The organism is Tessaracoccus terricola, from assembly GCF_054776555.1.
In genome coordinates, this window is record NZ_BAAHBS010000005.1 from 362,357 (window position 1) to 378,022 (window position 15,666).

Annotated in this window: 16 protein-coding genes; 8 read left to right on the top strand and 8 right to left on the bottom strand. The window is 71.1% G+C overall.

Annotated elements, in window-relative coordinates:
* Window positions 1-8 precede the first annotated feature (8 nt).
* From ACYU7G_RS11505 to ACYU7G_RS11520, 4 genes are all read right to left on the bottom strand, one after another.
* Entirely contained in the window at window positions 9-1,199 is a 1,191-nt protein-coding gene (locus ACYU7G_RS11505) for a galactokinase family protein (protein ID WP_461107924.1), read from the bottom strand.
* The gene (locus ACYU7G_RS11510; protein WP_461107926.1) at window positions 1,196-2,023 is read right to left on the bottom strand and encodes a nucleotidyltransferase family protein; all 828 of its coding nucleotides are present in this window, start codon (window positions 2,021-2,023) and stop codon (window positions 1,196-1,198) included. Before ACYU7G_RS11510 ends, ACYU7G_RS11505 begins: the two co-directional genes overlap by 4 nt.
* Before the next feature lie 16 nt (window positions 2,024-2,039).
* The gene (dhaL, locus tag ACYU7G_RS11515) at window positions 2,040-2,657 is read right to left on the bottom strand and encodes a dihydroxyacetone kinase subunit DhaL (RefSeq protein WP_461107928.1); all 618 of its coding nucleotides are present in this window, start codon (window positions 2,655-2,657) and stop codon (window positions 2,040-2,042) included.
* Window positions 2,658-2,725: 68 nt separating this feature from the next.
* Complete coding sequence (locus ACYU7G_RS11520; protein ID WP_461107930.1) at window positions 2,726-2,980, bottom strand: PLD nuclease N-terminal domain-containing protein; 255 nt, start codon at window positions 2,978-2,980, stop codon at window positions 2,726-2,728.
* Window positions 2,981-3,086: 106 nt separating this feature from the next.
* Here ACYU7G_RS11520 and ACYU7G_RS11525 point away from each other — a divergent pair, with 106 nt between their 5' ends.
* From ACYU7G_RS11525 to menD, 5 genes are read left to right on the top strand one after another with little or no spacing between them, the layout of a single operon-like run.
* Window positions 3,087-3,587 carry a TM2 domain-containing protein gene (locus ACYU7G_RS11525; protein ID WP_461107931.1) on the top strand — a complete coding sequence of 167 codons (501 nt, stop codon included), beginning with the start codon at window positions 3,087-3,089 and terminating at the stop codon, window positions 3,585-3,587.
* Window positions 3,588-3,589: 2 nt separating this feature from the next.
* Entirely contained in the window at window positions 3,590-4,615 is a 1,026-nt protein-coding gene (locus tag ACYU7G_RS11530) for an AMP-binding protein (protein WP_461107933.1), read from the top strand.
* Window positions 4,612-5,490 carry a 1,4-dihydroxy-2-naphthoate polyprenyltransferase gene (locus ACYU7G_RS11535; RefSeq protein ID WP_461107935.1) on the top strand — a complete coding sequence of 293 codons (879 nt, stop codon included), beginning with the start codon at window positions 4,612-4,614 and terminating at the stop codon, window positions 5,488-5,490. The genes ACYU7G_RS11530 and ACYU7G_RS11535 overlap by 4 nt, the downstream gene beginning before the upstream one ends.
* A gap of 7 nt (window positions 5,491-5,497) precedes the next feature.
* Window positions 5,498-6,466: an o-succinylbenzoate synthase gene (locus ACYU7G_RS11540; protein WP_461107937.1), complete on the top strand. Its 969-nt coding sequence runs from the start codon at window positions 5,498-5,500 to the stop codon at window positions 6,464-6,466.
* Window positions 6,463-8,028, top strand: coding sequence for a 2-succinyl-5-enolpyruvyl-6-hydroxy-3-cyclohexene-1-carboxylic-acid synthase (gene menD / locus ACYU7G_RS11545; RefSeq protein ID WP_461107939.1), 1,566 nt, complete (start codon window positions 6,463-6,465; stop codon window positions 8,026-8,028). Before ACYU7G_RS11540 ends, menD begins: the two co-directional genes overlap by 4 nt.
* Here the strand turns inward: menD and ACYU7G_RS11550 are convergent.
* Complete coding sequence (locus ACYU7G_RS11550; RefSeq protein WP_461107941.1) at window positions 8,015-8,593, bottom strand: GNAT family N-acetyltransferase; 579 nt, start codon at window positions 8,591-8,593, stop codon at window positions 8,015-8,017. The two genes, menD and ACYU7G_RS11550, sit on opposite strands and share 14 nt — an antisense overlap.
* Window positions 8,594-8,638: 45 nt before the next feature.
* On the opposite strand from ACYU7G_RS11550, the gene ACYU7G_RS11555 reads away from it, so the two are divergent.
* The 3 genes from ACYU7G_RS11555 to pntB all read left to right on the top strand — a co-directional run bounded on the left by ACYU7G_RS11555 (window position 8,639) and on the right by pntB (window position 12,448).
* Window positions 8,639-9,415: a hypothetical protein gene (locus ACYU7G_RS11555; protein ID WP_461107943.1), complete on the top strand. Its 777-nt coding sequence runs from the start codon at window positions 8,639-8,641 to the stop codon at window positions 9,413-9,415.
* 71 nt (window positions 9,416-9,486) lie between these two features.
* Window positions 9,487-11,025, top strand: a complete 1,539-nt coding sequence (locus ACYU7G_RS11560; RefSeq protein ID WP_461107945.1) for a Re/Si-specific NAD(P)(+) transhydrogenase subunit alpha — start codon at window positions 9,487-9,489, stop codon at window positions 11,023-11,025.
* Between the two features lie 4 nt (window positions 11,026-11,029).
* Window positions 11,030-12,448 carry a Re/Si-specific NAD(P)(+) transhydrogenase subunit beta gene (gene pntB / locus ACYU7G_RS11565; protein WP_461107947.1) on the top strand — a complete coding sequence of 473 codons (1,419 nt, stop codon included), beginning with the start codon at window positions 11,030-11,032 and terminating at the stop codon, window positions 12,446-12,448.
* On the opposite strand, the gene ACYU7G_RS11570 is transcribed toward pntB, so the two are convergent.
* Genes ACYU7G_RS11570 through ACYU7G_RS11580 form a run of 3 tightly spaced genes read right to left on the bottom strand, consistent with a single transcriptional unit; the run spans window position 12,417 to window position 15,583 of the window.
* Complete coding sequence (locus tag ACYU7G_RS11570) at window positions 12,417-13,760, bottom strand: ABC transporter permease (protein ID WP_461107949.1); 1,344 nt, start codon at window positions 13,758-13,760, stop codon at window positions 12,417-12,419. The genes pntB and ACYU7G_RS11570 overlap by 32 nt on opposite strands.
* Window positions 13,761-13,769: 9 nt before the next feature.
* Window positions 13,770-14,861, bottom strand: a complete 1,092-nt coding sequence (locus ACYU7G_RS11575) for a COG1361 family protein (RefSeq protein WP_461107951.1) — start codon at window positions 14,859-14,861, stop codon at window positions 13,770-13,772.
* Window positions 14,858-15,583: an ABC transporter ATP-binding protein gene (locus tag ACYU7G_RS11580; protein ID WP_461107953.1), complete on the bottom strand. Its 726-nt coding sequence runs from the start codon at window positions 15,581-15,583 to the stop codon at window positions 14,858-14,860. Before ACYU7G_RS11580 ends, ACYU7G_RS11575 begins: the two co-directional genes overlap by 4 nt.
* Window positions 15,584-15,666: the final 83 nt, after the last annotated feature.

Genomic DNA, 15,666 nt, shown 5'->3' on the forward strand with positions numbered 1-15,666 from the left:
CCCCGGCCTCAGACGTGGCGGGCGGGGCCCCCGGGCCGGGTGACCATGGTGGTGGCGCGGCCTGCGACGTCGGGGAACTCGGCGAGGTAGCGGGCCAGCCAGTCGGCGGCGAAGGCCTCGGCGTCGGCGGTGCGGGTCAACGCCCACACGGATCCGCCGAAGCCGGCGCCGAAGCCGGTGGAGCCGTCGGCCCCGAGTTCCCGGGCGAGGGCCTGCAGCCGGTTGGTCTCGAGGATCTGGTTGCCCAGCGCCTCGTCCGCGTTGCGCTGGGAGATGTCTGCCAGGCGGCCGAACTCTGCGAGGTCTCCGGTGGCGAGTGCCTTGGTGGCGGCGGGGATGACCTCTTCGGACTCGGTCAGGAAGGCCCGCAGGCGGGCGCTCATCTCGGGGGAGTGGGCGACGATGGTGCGCAGTCCCTCGAGGGCGTCGTCGTCGGACGCCAGGGCGTCGGCGATGACGGCGTCGGTGCGGCCGGTGGCGGCGTTCCAGGCGGCGACGATCTCACGGGTCAGTTGCGAGGCCCGGTTGTAGGACTGCAGGGCCGTGCCGGTCTTCTCCGCCAGCACGCCGGAGACGGCGACGACGAAGGACCACTCGGGGCGGAACGGCACCGACTCGTGCTCGGTGATGGGGCAGAAGGAGAACTGGGTGAGCTGGTCCGGCTTGCAGCACAGCATCGCAGTGTGGTCCTCGGAGCCGCCGAAGGTGCCGACGCCGCGGACACCTTCGAGGGTGCCGAAGCTCATCCCGTTCTCGAAGCAGGCCATGTAGCCGGCCAGGTCGATCTCGGAGTGGATGTTGTCCTGCCACTGCGGGGTCTCGCGGAAGCCGTTGTGGTCGATCAGCGACAGCGCCATCGCCACCACCAGCGCCGACGACGAGGACATCCCGCTGGCCAGGGGAAGGTCCGAGTCGATCTCGAGCCGGGCCGGCAACAGATCGCCGAAGTTCAGTGCAAGCCGGTCCACCACGGCCTGGAGGTAGCCGCCCCAGTGCCCGGCGGGCAGCTCCATGCGGTCTCCGGGTTGCAGGACCAGCACGTCGGGGCTGGCCGACGTGGTGGCGGAGATCCCTGAGCCGAAGTCGTTGAGGGTGATCGTGATGCCGCGGTCCACCGCAGCGAGGAGGGACCGGCCGCCCGCGTAGTCGGTGTGCTTGCCGAGCACCTCGAGGCGGCCGGGAACGAACATCCTCGTCACAAGTTGGCCTCGCGGTCCCCGAGCGCCTCGACCACGGATGCGACGTCGCCACGGTTGGACATGTCCAGCACGCCGACGTTCGCGCGCACCACACGGTACGGGTCACCGGAGTCGATGGCTGCGCGGACGGCGTCGGTGATCTCGTACTCGCCGCGGGCGGACATGGGGATGGCCTTGGCGGCGGGGAAGATCGCGGGGCCGCACAGCCAGCAGTTCATGGACAGGACAGCATCGTCACCGAGACGCGCCACCGTCGCGTCGTCCGGCTTCTCGACGAGCTCGTCGAGGTTGCCGTCGGCGTCGGCGGTGGCCAGCGCGAACGCCTTGATGCGCTCCGGGTCGATGTTGGACTCGGTGAGCATGGCCTCGCGCTCGAAGCCCACCAGGGCCGAGCCGGGGACGTCGGCGAGCTGGCGCAGCGCCTCGGCCGGGTAGTAATTGTCGGAGTTGATGACCAGCACGCGGTCCTGCCCGGCGAACTCCTCGGCGGCGAGCACGGCGTTGGCGGTGCCCAGGGGCTCCTCCTGCACGGCGTAGCTGATGGTGACGCGGGACTTCTCGACGGAGTCGTAGTAGTCACGGATCATGTCGTGCTCGGGGCCGATCACGAGGCAGACTTGGGTGAAGCCGGCGTCGGCGAGAGCCGTGATGACGTGGTCCAGGAACGGGCGGCCCACGGAGATCATTGCCTTCACGCCGGCGGATGCCGCCTTCGACTGCTCCTCGCTGAGCTCTACGCCGTCGGCCTCCTTGCGCATCCGCGAACCGAGGCCGCGGGCAAGGATGACAGCTTTGGTCGGGGGTGCGATGGTTTCAGTAGCCATGGCCCAACCATATTGGTCAGGCGCGGTCCGCGAAAAGTGTGGACACCAGCAGTGACGCCGAGACGGCGCCGGGGTCCAGGTGCCCGATGCTGCGCTCACCCAGGTAGCTCGCGCGTCCCCGCTTCGCGGCCAACGGCTTCGTGCTCTGGGCACCCTCGTGCGCCGCCTCGATGGCGGTGGTGACCGCCTCCGGCAGCGGCAGGTCGGCGGCCGCGGAAGCCTCGAGGCTCTCGACGGCGGGGGCCAGCGCGTCCACCATCGTCGCGTCGCCCACGTCGGCCTTGCCGCGTGCGACGACGCCGTCGAGCCCCAGCCGCATCGCACGGGCGAGGGAAGCGGTGCTGATGTTCGAGGCCCACGCCTGGCCGGCGCGCAGGAAGAAGGTGCCGAACAGTGGGCCGGAGGCGCCGCCGACGTTGCTGACCAGTGCCATGCCGACGTGCTTCACGTTGCGGGCCGGTGAGTCGGCCGCGACGAGGCTCTCGCGGGCGACGCGGAAGCCACGCAGCATGTTGGTGCCGTGGTCGCCGTCGCCCACCTGGCGGTCGAGTTCGTCAAGTTCTGCGGCGTGCTCCTCGAGCAGGGCCGTGGCTCGGTCCAGCCATGCCTGAATCGCGTCGTTGTCGGTTGTCATCCGGCGTTCCTCCTCCGGGCCGATTCCGGCCACGGCAAGTGTATCGAGGGGTCAGTGGGCAGTCGATTTCAAGGCCTGAGGCCGCGCAGGAAGTCCTCGTCGCCGTCGGGTCCCTGGTCCCGCGGGAGGGGGCGTCGGGTCTGCTCGGTGGGCCTTCCCCACAGCAGCCAGGACACGGGGCCGACCACCGGGAGGCAGATCACGGCGCAGGCCCACAGCCACTTGGGCATCACCCGGACGCGGTAGGTGTGCGACTGGGCGACTTCCACGATGCAATAGATCGTCAGGGCGACGATCGCAACGACTAGCAGTACCCGGGTCACGCCTCCAGCCTACCCGCAGCCGCCGCGTGCGCGAACTTTCGGTGTCGGCGCCGGGTGCTACTTTCAACGCAACGCATCTGCGCTCGGTCCGGCAGGGAGGAAGGCAATGAGCAGCCCGTACAACACGTCCGGTCCCGGTGGTCCCGGGCCGTCCTTCGAGCCCGCCGGCGGGTACTCGTCGGGTGCCCACTCCGCCCCGACGCCGGACCCGTACGCGTCGCGGCCGGCCACCAACCTCTACGGCCAGCCCGTCGACCCCTATGCGCAGCACGGGATGAGTCCCTACGGTTCCTACGGCGGCGGCTCCTACGGCGTCTACGCCTACCCCCAGCAGCCAGCGAAGTCGAAGGTGGCGGCGGCCCTGCTGGCGTTCTTCCTCGGCACCCTCGGCGCCCACTCCTTCTACCTCGGGAAGAAGGGCCTCGGCATCGGGCACCTGGCCCTGGTGGCGGCGGGCTTCACCATGATGATGGTGGGCGTCATGTCCGGCGAGTCGGGCCTGGCCATCGCCGGGGTCGGCTACCTGCTGTGGGCAGCCAACAGTCTGTGGGCCTTCGTCGAGTTCATCATCATCCTGGTCACCCACGAGTCCGACCTCGGGCGCTGAGCGTGGCGGCAGCCCAGGCGGTGCGCGCCGTCGCCCGCATGCTCGACGGCGGCCCGGCGCTGTGGTTCGCACCCGGCCCCGCGCCGCAGTTGCCCCCCGACGTGGGCGCGGTCGTGGCCACCTCCGGGTCCACCGGCGTCGCCAAGCCAGTCGTGCTGTCCCGGGCGGCGCTGCGGGCCGCGGCCACCGCGTCGCAGGAACGCCTCGGCGCCCCGCTCACCTGGCACCTCGCGCTCGCCCCGCACTACGTCGCCGGCCTGATGGTGCTGGTGCGCTCGCTGGTGGCGGGTCGGGAACCGGTGCTCGGTGCCTCCGACCTCTCCGACGCGCGGGCCACGGGTGACGGCGACGCCCTGTCCGTGGTCCCCACCCAGTTGCACCGCGCCCTCGCGTCGCCGGCCGTCACGGCGGCACTCGCCCGCTTCGACGCGATCCTCGTCGGCGGCGCCTCCCTGTCACCCACCCTGCGGGACCGCGCCGACGACGCCGGACTCCGCGTGGTGGAGACCTACGGCATGAGCGAGACCTGCGGGGGGTGCGTCTGGGACGGGCTGCCGCTGCCCGGGGTGGAGGTGCGGATCCTGCCCGATTCACGCGCCCCGGAGGGCAGTGGCCGCATCGCCCTGGGCGGCCCCATGCTCTTCGACGGGTACCTGGGTGGGGCGCGGGCGACGCATGAGTTCCTGACGGGCGACTTCGGCACGTTCGACGGGATCCGGCTCGAAGTCGGTGGCCGGCTCGACGACGTCGTCATCACCGGCGGCGTGAACGTCTACCTGGGCGAGGTGCGCCGGGCGGTGGAGGCGCGCGAGGCCGAGGCCACCGTGCTCGCCGTCCCCGACGAGGAGTGGGGGGTGCGGATCGTGCTGTTCGCGCCCCACGGGGATCTCGCCGGCTGGAGGGACGCCCTGGCCGAGGACCTGCCCCGCACGGCGCTGCCGCGCCAATTCGTACGGGTGGACGCGCTGCCGCGGACCGCGGGTGGCAAGCCGGACCGCTCCGCTCTCCTAGAGTGGGTCCAATCATGAGAGACACCTTCAACATCTGGGTGGCCGGTGCGCGCCCCAACACCCTGCCCGCGGCGCTCGCGCCCGTCCTCGCCGGCGCCGCCGTGCCCGCCTTCTCCGGAGTCCACGACTGGCTGCTGGCGCTGTTGTGCTTCCTCGTCGCGCTCGGACTCCAGATCGGTGTCAACTACGCCAACGACTACTCCGACGGTGTCCGCGGCACCGACGACGACAGGGTGGGCCCGGTCCGTCTCGTGGCCTCCAGCCTCGCCAGTGCGGCGGCGGTGAAGCGGGCGGCCTTCATCTGCTTCGGCGTGGCCGCCCTCGCCGGCCTGGTCATCGTCGCAGTTACCGGGCACTGGTGGATGGTGGCGGTGGGGCTGGTGTGCATCCTCGCCGCCTGGTTCTACACCGGCGGCAGCAGGCCCTACGGCTACCTGGGCCTCGGCGAGGTGTTCGTCTTCGTGTTCTTCGGCCTCGTCGCCGTCACCGGCACCGCGTTCGTGATCGGCGACGCCGTGCCCCCGGCCACGTGGGCCGCCGCCTGCGCCATCGGCTTGCTCGCCAGCGCACTGCTGGTGGTCAACAACCTGCGCGACCTCGACAAGGACAAGGTGGCCGGCAAGCTCACGCTCGCCACCCGCCTGGGTGACGCGGGGACCCGCTGGTTCTACGTCGCGCTGGTGGGGTTGGCCGCCGTTTCCGTCGTCGTCTTCGCCGCGCTGACCACCTGGAACGCACTGATCGCGCTGCTGGCGTTCGGGATGGCCGTCGTGCCGCTGCGCCGGATGCTCGGCGGGGCCACCGGCACCGCGCTGATCCCGCTGCTGCGGGCCACCAGCATGACCGAGCTCGGCGTCGGGCTGGGCCTGCTGGTCGGTACCTTCGCGGGCTGAGCCGGACATGCGCACCCTCGTCTACGACATCGCCCTGACCACCCGGTTCAGGAACATCACCCGCCGCCAGGGGGTCCTCCTGGAGGGCCCGGCCGGCTGGGCCGAGTGGAGCCCGTTCCCCGAGTACGACGACGTGGTGGCCGCCCGCTGGCTGGCCGCCACCCAGGAGGCCGCGGAGCAAGGGTTCCCCGAACCCCTGCGAGACTCGGTCCCAGTCAACGCCATCGTGCCCGCCGTCGGCCCCGAGGAGGCGGCCGCCCGGGTGCGCGAGGCCGGATGTCGGACCGCGAAGGTGAAGGTCGCCCAGGCCGGCGAGACCCTCGACGACGACGTCGCCCGCGTCGCCGCCGTGCGGGGGGCCCTCGGCGCGGATGGCCTCATCCGCGTGGACGCCAACGCAGCCTGGGACGTTACCGGTGCGTTCGAGGCACTGCGGGAGCTCTCGCAGTTCGGTCTCGAGTACGCCGAGCAGCCCTGCCGCGGCGTCGAGGAACTCCGGGAACTGCGCCACAGGCTCGACGGGGCCGGCATCGCGGTTCCGATCGCCGCCGACGAGTCCATCCGGCAGGCGCTCGACCCGCTCGCGGTCAGGGACATCGCCGACGTCGCCATCCTCAAGGTCCAGCCCTTGGGCGGGGTGCGCGCCTCGCTGCGGCTGGCCGAGCAACTGGGCCTGCCCGCCGTCGTGTCCAGTGCCCTGGAGACCTCCATCGGCCTGCGCGCCGGCGTCGCCCTGGCGGCCGCGCTGCCCGAGCTCCCGTACGCCTGCGGGCTGGAGACCGCCTCGCTGCTGCGCGACGACGTCGCGTCGAACCCGCTGCGTGCTGCCGACGGGGCGCTCCCCGTGGGCGAGGTCCACTTGGATGCCGACGCACTGGAACGCGTCGCGGCCGGTCCCGAGGTGGCACTCTGGTGGCGGCAGAGACTGGGCCGTGCCGCCGAACTGCTCGGCAGGCCTGGGTTGGAGGAGAAGTGAGTTCACCACTGCTCGGCGCCGTCGTCGCCGAGACGTTGGCAGCCTGCGGGGTCACCGACGTCGTGCTCGCGCCCGGTTCCCGCAACGCGCCCCTCTCGCTCGCGCTGCACGCCGCGGACGCGGCCGGTCGGCTCCGCCTGCACGTGCGCGTCGACGAACGCGTGGCAGCCTTCACCGCACTCGGGCTCGCGAAGGGTTCGGGGCGGGTGGTTGCGGTGGCCACCACCTCCGGCACCGCCGTCGCCAACCTCGCCCCCGCGGCGATGGAGGCCCGGGCCGCGGGCGTCCCTCTCGTGCTGGTCACCGCGGACCGGCCCGCCGAGGCCGTCGGGACCGGCGCAAACCAGACCACGGACCAAGTGGGCGTGTTCGGGCCCGCAGCGCTCGGCGTCGTACGCCTCTCGGCAGCATCCGGGAGCATCGAGTCCTGGACCGCCGCGGTCCAGCGCGCGCACGTGCTGGCCGCCGGCGTCCGCACCCGTCGGCCCGGTCCGGTGCAACTGAACGTCGAGTTCCCGGCCCCGCACGTGGGGCCCGTGCCCGAGGTCGAGGTGCGTGTGGCCCAGGTGTCCGGAAGCGTCGGCGCCACGGTCGTCGAACTGGACGAGCGCCCAACCGTCGTGCTCGTCGGCGACGCCACCCTGGCTGTGGGCACCGAGGCCCGCGCCGCGGCCGAGCTCGCCGGGGCGCCCCTGTTCGCCGAACCCTCGAGCAACGCGCGGGCGGGTGGCAACGCCGTCGCCGGCTACCGGCTACTGCTGGACTCGGCCCTGGCGCAACGGATCGAGCGGGTGGTGTGCTTCGGGCACCCCACCCTCTCGCGGCCGGTCACCCGGTTGCTCTCCCGCCCCGACGTGGAACTGGTGGTGGTGACGGACCGGGCCGAGTGGACAGACGTCGGCTCGCGGGCGGCTATGGTGGCAGACCGCGTGCTGCTGACCGGCCAGCCCGAGGGCTGGCTGGGGGAGTGGCTGGCCGCTGATCGCGCGCTGCCGGTGCCCGGGACCTCCGGCTGGGGCGGGCCCGCCGTCGTGACGGCCGTGCTCGGGAGCGTCGCGGCCGGGGACAACCTGTTCCTCGGCTCCAGCCAGACCATCCGCGACGCGGACCTGGCGCCCGTGGCGCCCCACCCGATCCGGACCTGGTCCAACCGCGGCCTCTCCGGCATCGACGGCACCCTCGCCACCGCCACGGGCGTGGCGCTCGCCACGGGCCGGCCCACCACGGTCCTCCTCGGGGACCTGACCCTCCAGCACGACCTGGGCGCCCTCGTGAACCCCACCCTCGAACCGACGGCGGACCTGCGCGTCGTGGTGGCCGACGACGACGGCGGTGCCATCTTCCACACCCTCGAGCAGGGTGCCCCCGCCCACGCCGACGCGTTCGAGAGGGTGTTCGGCACCCCCCAGGGCGTGGACCTCGCCGCAGTGGGAGCGGCCCTCGGGTGGGACAGCGTCGTGGTCACTGGCCGCGAGGAACTGGCCGCCGCGCTTGCCGGTCCCGTGCGGGGCCACCAATTGGTGGTCGCGAAGATCCCCAGGGGCGGGCTCAGGACGAACTGAGCGGGTGGCGCATCAGGATCCGCGAGAACCCGTTCAGAACAGAGGTGGTCTCTGCCACCTTCTCGAAGCCGGCCCGCTCGAACATGGCGCGGGTGCCGACATAAGCCATCGTCAGGTCCACCTTCCGGCCCTCGTTGTCCACCGGGTACGCCTCCACCGCCGGGGCGCCCTGCGCCGCAGCATGCTCGAGCGCACCGCGGATCAGCGCATGCGTGATGCCCTTGCCCCGGTGCCCCGGACGCACCCGCAGGCACCACAGGCTCCACACGTCCAAGTCGTCGACGTGCGGGATCTTGCGGTTGCGTGCGAACGACGTGGCCGAGCGCGGGTGGATCGCCGCCCAACCCACCGGCACGTCTCCCTCGAGCGCCACCACGCCCGGGGCCGGGTCCTCCGCGCACAGTTGACGGACCCGCTCGGCGCGCTCGGGGCCGCGCAGCGCGTTGTTCTCCTTGGAACCGATCCGGTAGCTGAGGCAGAAGCACACGTTGGAGGTGGGCTTCTTCGGACCCACCACCGCCTGCACGTCCTCGAACCGGTCGGCCGCCACCACTGAGATCGCCATCGGTCCATTCTGCCTCGCCAACCCTGCCGGAAGTAGGGTCGGGACATGGACAAGGACCTGTTGCGCCGACTGTTCGTGACCGCGAGTGCTGTCTTCTGCGTGGTCGGTCTGCTGTTCGGAACGGGGCTGATCGGCCAACGGGTGGCCGAGTCCGCGGGCGGGGCGTTGTCGGACGAGGCGACCCTGGTGGCCCCCGACGGCCCTGCCTTCTCGATCTGGAGCGTCATCTACCTGGGACTCGTCGCCTACGTGGTGTGGCAATGGTTGCCGCGCAACGCCGCAACGGAGCGGGAACGCTCCATCGGGTGGCTCGCGGGGCTGAGCATGATCCTGAACGGCTCCTGGCTGCTGGTGACACAGGTGAACCTGATCTGGGTCAGCGTCGCCGTGATCCTGGCGCTGGCACTGGTGCTGGGCCTGCTGGTGCGCAACCTCCACCGTCACCCCGACGACTCCTGGCCCGGCGGGCTCATCGTGGACGGAACGCATGGACTGCACCTGGGATGGGTCACCGCCGCGTCCTGCGCGAACATCGCCGCGGCGGGAGCCGCCTCGGGCTGGGAACCCCGGGGCGTCCTCGGCCCCGTGCTGGCCATGGCGGTCATCGCCGTCGCGGCGGTGCTGCACGGCGTCTACCAGGTGGCATTCGGCGCCCGGGCGGCGGTGGCGCTGGCCATGTCGTGGGCGTTTGCCTGGATCGCAGTCGGACGCACCGCCGGCGAGCCACAGTCCGCAGCCGTGGGTGTCGTCGCTGCCGTGGCCTCCGTCCTGGTGCTGCTCACCTGCGCGCTGGTGTGGCTGCGTCACCGGGGGACCACCTAGCACGTCGGCCCACCGCGGCAACACCCACCCCGCCCGAATCCACACGGAGGGCGCCGGATAACTTGGGCCACATGGAGATCGGTGTGCCCAACGAGGCCGCCCGGGGCGAGAACCGGGTGGCCGCAACCCCAAGCACGGTCCAGCAACTCGTGGACCTCGGCCACCGGGTCACGGTGGCGGAGGGCGCGGGTCTGAGTTCTGCCTTCGCCGACGACGCGTACACGGCGGCGGGGGCGAGGATCTCCGCCCCCGAGGACGTGTGGGGCGCCGACGTCGTGGTCGCGTTCCACCCGCCCACGGACGCCCAGCTCGCGACGATGCGAGCGGGTGCCGTGTTGGTCGCCCTCCTGGCGCCGCGCCAGGACCCGGACCTGACCGCACGCCTCGCCGCACAGGGAATCACGGCCCTGAGCATGGACATGGTTCCCCGCACATCGCGGGCGCAGTCGATGGATGCGCTCAGCGCCATGGCCAACATCTCCGGCTACCGCGCCGTCGTGGAGGCGGCACACCACTTCGGGAGGTTCTTCACCGGCCAGGTCACCGCGGCGGGCAAGGTGCCACCGGCGAAGGTGCTGGTGGCCGGCACCGGCGTCGCGGGCCTCGCCGCCATCGGCGCCGCGCGCGGCATGGGCGCCGTCGTGCGCGCCACCGACGTCCGCCCCGAGACGGCCGAGCAGGTGGAGTCCATGGGCGCCACGTTCCTGCACGTCGCCGCCGAGGACCAGGCAATCAGCTCCGACGGCTACGCGAGCGAGGTGGGGGACGACTACGCCGAACGTGCCGCGCAGCTCTACGCCGAGCAGGCCGCCGACGTGGACATCATCATCACCACCGCAGCCATCCCCGGCCGGCCGTCACCGCGGCTCATCACGGCTGAGATGGTGGCCGGCATGCGCAACGGGTCCGTGATCGTGGACCTGGCCGCAGCCGGCGGGGGGAACTGCGAACTGACCCGCCCCGGCGAGGTCTTCACCACCGACGGCGGCGTCACCATCATCGGCTGGACCGACCTCGCGGCCCGCCTGCCCGGCCAGGCCTCGCAGCTCTACGGCACCAACCTCGTCAACGTGCTCACCCTCATGACCCCGGAGCGCGACGGCCGGCTCGTGGTGGACTTCGACGACGAGATCGTGCGCACCATGACCACCGTCCGCGACGGCCACGTCACCTTCCCGCCGCCACCCGTCGAGGTCTCCGCAGCGCCCGCCGCCGCGCCAGCACCGGCCCCGGCGATCGAACCACCCGCGCCGAAACCTAAACGTCCCTGGTGGCACCAGGTGGTGGCGGTCGGCGTCGGCTCGCTGGGCTTGGTCGCCGCGCTGACGTTCGCGCCGGAGGGCTTCGTGTCCCTGTTCGGGATCTTCGTCGTCGCCGTCGTGGTGGGCTACTACGTGGTCTGGAACGTCACCCACGCCCTCCACACGCCCCTGATGAGCGTCACCAACGCAATCAGCGGCATCATCATCGTCGGCGCCATGACCCAACTCGCCAGCGACTCGTGGCTGGTCAAGACGCTTGCCTTCGTCGCGGTGCTGATCGCGTCCATCAACATCTTCGGCGGGTTCACCGTCACCGCCCGCATGCTGGGCATGTTCAGGAAGGGCTGACAAGGTGCTGAGCAACTTCATCGACGCCACCTACATCGCCTCCGGGCTGATGTTCGTCCTCGCCCTGGCCGGCCTGAGCAAGCACGAGACGGCCCGCCGGGGCAACGTCTACGGGGTGATGGGGATGGTGTTCGCGCTGGTGGCCACCAACTTCGCCATCGCCTACACCGACTACCGCAACCACGAACTCCAGCCGGTCTCCGCGGCGCTGCTCTACGGCGCCGTCGCCATCGGTGGCCTGATCGGGGTCTGGCGGGCCCGCCGGGTGCAGATGACCGGGATGCCCGAGCTGATCGCCCTGCTGCACAGCTTCGTCGGCGCCGCGGCCGTGCTGGTGGGCTTCAACGTCCACCTCCAGCACCCCGGTGCCGACGCGTTCCACACCGTCGAGGTCTACCTCGGGATCTTCATCGGGGCCGTCACCTTCACCGGTTCGATCGTCGCCTGGGGCAAGCTCAACGGGAAGCTCAAGTCCCGCCCGCTGGTGCTGCCGGGCAGGCACTGGCTGAACCTGGCCACCGTCGCGGCAGTCGCGCTGCTCGGCTGGTGGTACGTGGCCTCCGGCTCGGTCCTGCCGCTGCTCCTCATGACGGTCCTGGCGCTCTGGCTCGGCGTCCACCTCGTGGCCGCCATCGGTGGCGCGGACATGCCCGTGGTGATCTCCATGCTGAACTCCTACTCCGGCTGGGCCGCCGCCTTCAGCGGTTTCATGCTGGACATGAGCGTCCTGGTCATCACCGGCGCCCTCGTCGGCGCCTCCGGCGCGATCCTGTCCTACATCATGTGCAAGGCCATGAACCGCTCCTTCATCTCGGTGATCCTCGGCGGCTTCGGCGACGACACCGCCCCCGCGGCGGCCACGGACCAGGGGGAGCACCGCGAGGCCACCACCGGCGACGTGGCCGCGCTGCTCGCCGAAGCCCGCAGCGTCGTCATCGTCCCCGGCTACGGGATGGCCGTGGCCCAGGCCCAGTACCCGGTGGCCGAACTCGTCGCGCGCCTCCAGGAGCGCGGCACCGAAGTCCGCTTCGGCATCCACCCCGTCGCCGGACGGCTGCCGGGCCACATGAACGTGCTCCTGGCCGAGGCCAACGTCGCCTACGACATCGTCCTCGAGATGGACGAGATCAACGACGACCTCGCCGGCACCGACGTCGTGCTCGTCATCGGCGCCAACGACACCGTCAACCCGGCCGCCGAGGAGCCCGGCTCACCCATATCCGGGATGCCGGTGCTGAAGGTGTGGGAGGCCGGCACCGTGGTGGTGTTCAAGCGCTCCATGGCCGCCGGTTACGCAGGGGTGCAGAACCCGCTGTTCTTCCGTGACAACACGGTGATGTGCTTCGGCGACGCCAAGGCGTCCACGCAGGCCATCCTCGCCGCGCTGCCCGTCACTGCGCGCGAATCGCTCCCAGCGCGCTGAGCCGCATCGCCCGCTGCGCCGGCACGAGGCCTGCCACGGTGCCGATCAGGGTGGAGAACGCCACCGCGCCCAGCGCCAGCCAGGCCGGGACCACCGAGATCTCGGTGGTGCCCATCCCCATGCCCATCGCGCCGCCGAGGGTGGCGTTCACCACCGTGGAGACGGCCAGGCTCAGGAGCAGTCCGAACAGGCCCCCGAAGAAGCCGATGCAGGCGGACTCGAGCAGGAACATGTTGCGGATGTCGCGCAGTGCGGCTCCCAGCACCTTCATGATCCCGATCTCGCGGGTGCGTTCGTAGACGCTCATCAGCATCGTGTTGGCGATGCCGATGGCCGCCACGAGGAGCGAGATGGCTCCGATGCCGCCGAAGACGGCCTGGATCAGCGCGGACTGCTGCTCCATCTGGTCCATCCACTCCACGGCCGCGTCGATCTGGTAGCCCTGGTCCCGCAGCATCGTGGTGAGTTCCTTCGCCGCCGGGATGTCGTCGGCCATCATCACGAGCTGCGAGTAGACGAAGGCCCCCATCGGCTTCCCCCCGGGGGTGGCGGGCTGCCCGGGCAGCGCCTTGCCGGGGAAGGCCTCCTCCAGGGTGCGCACCAGTGCGGCCAGGTCTGCGTACAGCGCCGTGGAGTGCTGTCCCCACTCCATCTCCTCCCCGGCGATCACGCCGGCGACGGGCACGAGGAACTTCTGTGGCGGTGCTGCGGCCGCCGGCTCCTCCCCGTCGCTGCCCGGCTGCGGCTCCATCGGGCCCTCAGAGCCCGGGAACGTGACGAAGAACTGCTGGGTGGCCATGTCCACCTCGAGCGGCATGCCGGTGACGGGGTCCCAGAAGTACATCTCGCCCACCTTGTCGCCCGCCACCAGGGCCAGGGGAGCGCCCTGGTCAGGGATCCCACCCGTGGCGAACTCCACGTCCAGGGACTCCAGCATGGCGTGCGGCACCCCCATGAACTGCATCCACATCACGTTGCCCTGCAGGTTGACCTCGGCGTCGGCGAAGTAGGCGGGCCAGACGTCGGCCACGCCCGGCAGCGCCGCCAGCTCGGCGACGAGGTTGTCGTCCATGGGGACCACCTCCGCCGCCGGGTCGCCCTCCATCATCGAGGTGGAGTAGATGGTGATCTGGCGCAGGCTCGAGTACTGCTCGATGGAGTCGAGTTGGGCCTTGGACAGGCCGACGCCCAACGAGACCATCACCACCACGGCCATGGTGCCGATCACCACGCCCACCACCGTCAGCGAGGTCCGGAACTTGCGCTGCCACAGGCTCGCGAGGCTGGAGCGGATCAGGTCTGCGAAGCGCATGCCATGCCCCTACGCGAGGTCCGTGGGGACGAGCGGGTCGCCGTCGAGGAGCGCCATGTCGGAGTCCTTCTCACGGGCTCGGCGCCGGCGTCGCGTGCGCCCGACAAGGAACAGCACCAGCGCCAGGACTGCGATGACCACTGCGGCGGCGATCGCCAGCAATCCGCCCGGGATACCGCCGATCGCCCCGGCCTCCTCCTCGACGGGGAACTCCTCCTCCATGGGGAACTCCTCCTCGGGCAGCATCTCGGGCTGCACCACCAGCGCGAGTTCCTTGTCCAGTGTCGTGACGGTGCCGTTGGCGTCCTCGTAGCTCACCTGCAGGGTCACCGGTCCGGTGGTCTCCTCGAGGGACTGCACGGTGATGTCGACCGCTCCGGAGGCGCCGGGCTCGATGGTGCCGACGAACACCTCCTGCGGTGCGAGCCCCTGGCCCTCGGGGACGCTCACCCGGGCGTTGAACAGCTTGTTGCGGCCCAGGTTGTTGATGCTGAAGCTGACCGACGCCTGCTGGCCGGCCGTGATGGCCTCCGGCATCACCTGCGCCGTCGACGTGTCGGCGCGCACCGTCTGCAGCACCACGATCGCCACCTGCTCGGTGGACTCGAACGCGTTGGCCTGTGCGTCCTCGTACTCGATGCGCAGGGTGAGCGAGTAGGGCTTCTCCTCCAGCGACGGCAGCGTGCGCAGCATCATCTCGCGGCTGACCGATCCCTCCGCGCGGATCGTCGAGATGTAGGTGGAGGTCGAACCGTTGACGGGCAGGAAGGCACCCGCCTCGTCCGAGACCAGCGTGACCCGGAGGTTGTTGACGCGCGTGGTGCGGGACATGTTCTGCAGGGTGAACGAGATGTTCACCGCGTCACCGGCCACCACCTCCTGGGGAACGCTGAGGAACTCGGTGAGCATCACCCGGGGCACGGAGATGCCGGCGGGCCCCTCGGAGCCGCCACCGCCGGTGCCGTCGCCGGACCCCGAGCCCGCTCCCGCGCCGTCGTCGCTGACCAGGCCGTCGGTGCCGTTGCCGGCGTGGGCGGTGACGGGTGCCAGGAGGGCCAGGCACAGGGCCGCCAACAGTGCGATGGAGCGGAGGAGTTTCATTGTGCGACCTTTCGGGGCGAGTCGTCGTGCTCGACGTGGGTGATGTCGCTGATGCGGCCGTCGCTGATGGCGACGATGGTGTCGGCGAAGCTTGCGAGGTGCTGGTCATGGGTGACCATCACCCAGGTCTGGTTGAACCGCCGCACCACGCTGCGGAAGAGGTTCAGGGTCTGCTCCGCGGTGCGGGAGTCGAGGTTGCCGGTGGGTTCGTCGGCGAACACGATCGCCGGCTGCACCGCCAGGGCGCGAGCGATGCCGACGCGCTGCTGCTGCCCGCCGGAGAGTTGCGACGGCTTGTGGTGGAGGTGGTGCCCGAGTCCCAACTGGTGCAGCACCAACCTCGCCCGCTCCCGACGCCGGGGCCTCGACCAGCCGCGGAAGGACAGCGGCATCGCCACGTTGTCCAGGGCGGTCTGGGACTCGATCAGGTTGAAGGACTGGAAGATGAAGCCGACGTTCTCGCGCCGGAAACGCACCAGGTCCGTCTCGCTCATCGCGTCGAGCCGACGGCCTGCGACGTGCACCTCACCGTGGGTCGGACGCTCGAGTCCACCCAGCATGTTCAGCAGAGTGGACTTCCCCGAGCCCGACGTGCCGACGACTGCCGTGAAGCTGCCACGGGGGATGGTGAGGTCAACGCGGTTCAGGGCCACGACGGGGGATCCGCCCACGCGGTACACCTTGCTCAGGTCCCGGGTGACGACAGCCGGTTGCGCATCCATTCCCACCCCCTTCTCGAACGAGTTGCGATGAGCATAGGGCCAACCCGCCCGCGCGGCGGCGGTGGGGGCGGGTTCGTGGACCC

What these genes read in the sequence shown, in the direction of transcription:
- ACYU7G_RS11575 (WP_461107951.1), bottom strand. Translation starts at nt 14,861, where the DNA reads ATGAAACTCCTCCGCTCCATCGCACTGTTGGCGGCCCTGTGCCTGGCC.
- ACYU7G_RS11560 (WP_461107945.1), top strand. Translation starts at nt 9,487, where the DNA reads ATGGAGATCGGTGTGCCCAACGAGGCCGCCCGGGGCGAGAACCGGGTG.
- ACYU7G_RS11525 (WP_461107931.1), top strand. Translation starts at nt 3,087, where the DNA reads ATGAGCAGCCCGTACAACACGTCCGGTCCCGGTGGTCCCGGGCCGTCC.
- ACYU7G_RS11535 (WP_461107935.1), top strand. Translation starts at nt 4,612, where the DNA reads ATGAGAGACACCTTCAACATCTGGGTGGCCGGTGCGCGCCCCAACACC.
- dhaL (WP_461107928.1), bottom strand. Translation starts at nt 2,657, where the DNA reads ATGACAACCGACAACGACGCGATTCAGGCATGGCTGGACCGAGCCACG.
- ACYU7G_RS11580 (WP_461107953.1), bottom strand. Translation starts at nt 15,583, where the DNA reads ATGGATGCGCAACCGGCTGTCGTCACCCGGGACCTGAGCAAGGTGTAC.
- ACYU7G_RS11555 (WP_461107943.1), top strand. Translation starts at nt 8,639, where the DNA reads ATGGACAAGGACCTGTTGCGCCGACTGTTCGTGACCGCGAGTGCTGTC.
- ACYU7G_RS11510 (WP_461107926.1), bottom strand. Translation starts at nt 2,023, where the DNA reads ATGGCTACTGAAACCATCGCACCCCCGACCAAAGCTGTCATCCTTGCC.
- ACYU7G_RS11550 (WP_461107941.1), bottom strand. Translation starts at nt 8,593, where the DNA reads ATGGCGATCTCAGTGGTGGCGGCCGACCGGTTCGAGGACGTGCAGGCG.
- ACYU7G_RS11570 (WP_461107949.1), bottom strand. Translation starts at nt 13,760, where the DNA reads ATGCGCTTCGCAGACCTGATCCGCTCCAGCCTCGCGAGCCTGTGGCAG.
- ACYU7G_RS11540 (WP_461107937.1), top strand. Translation starts at nt 5,498, where the DNA reads ATGCGCACCCTCGTCTACGACATCGCCCTGACCACCCGGTTCAGGAAC.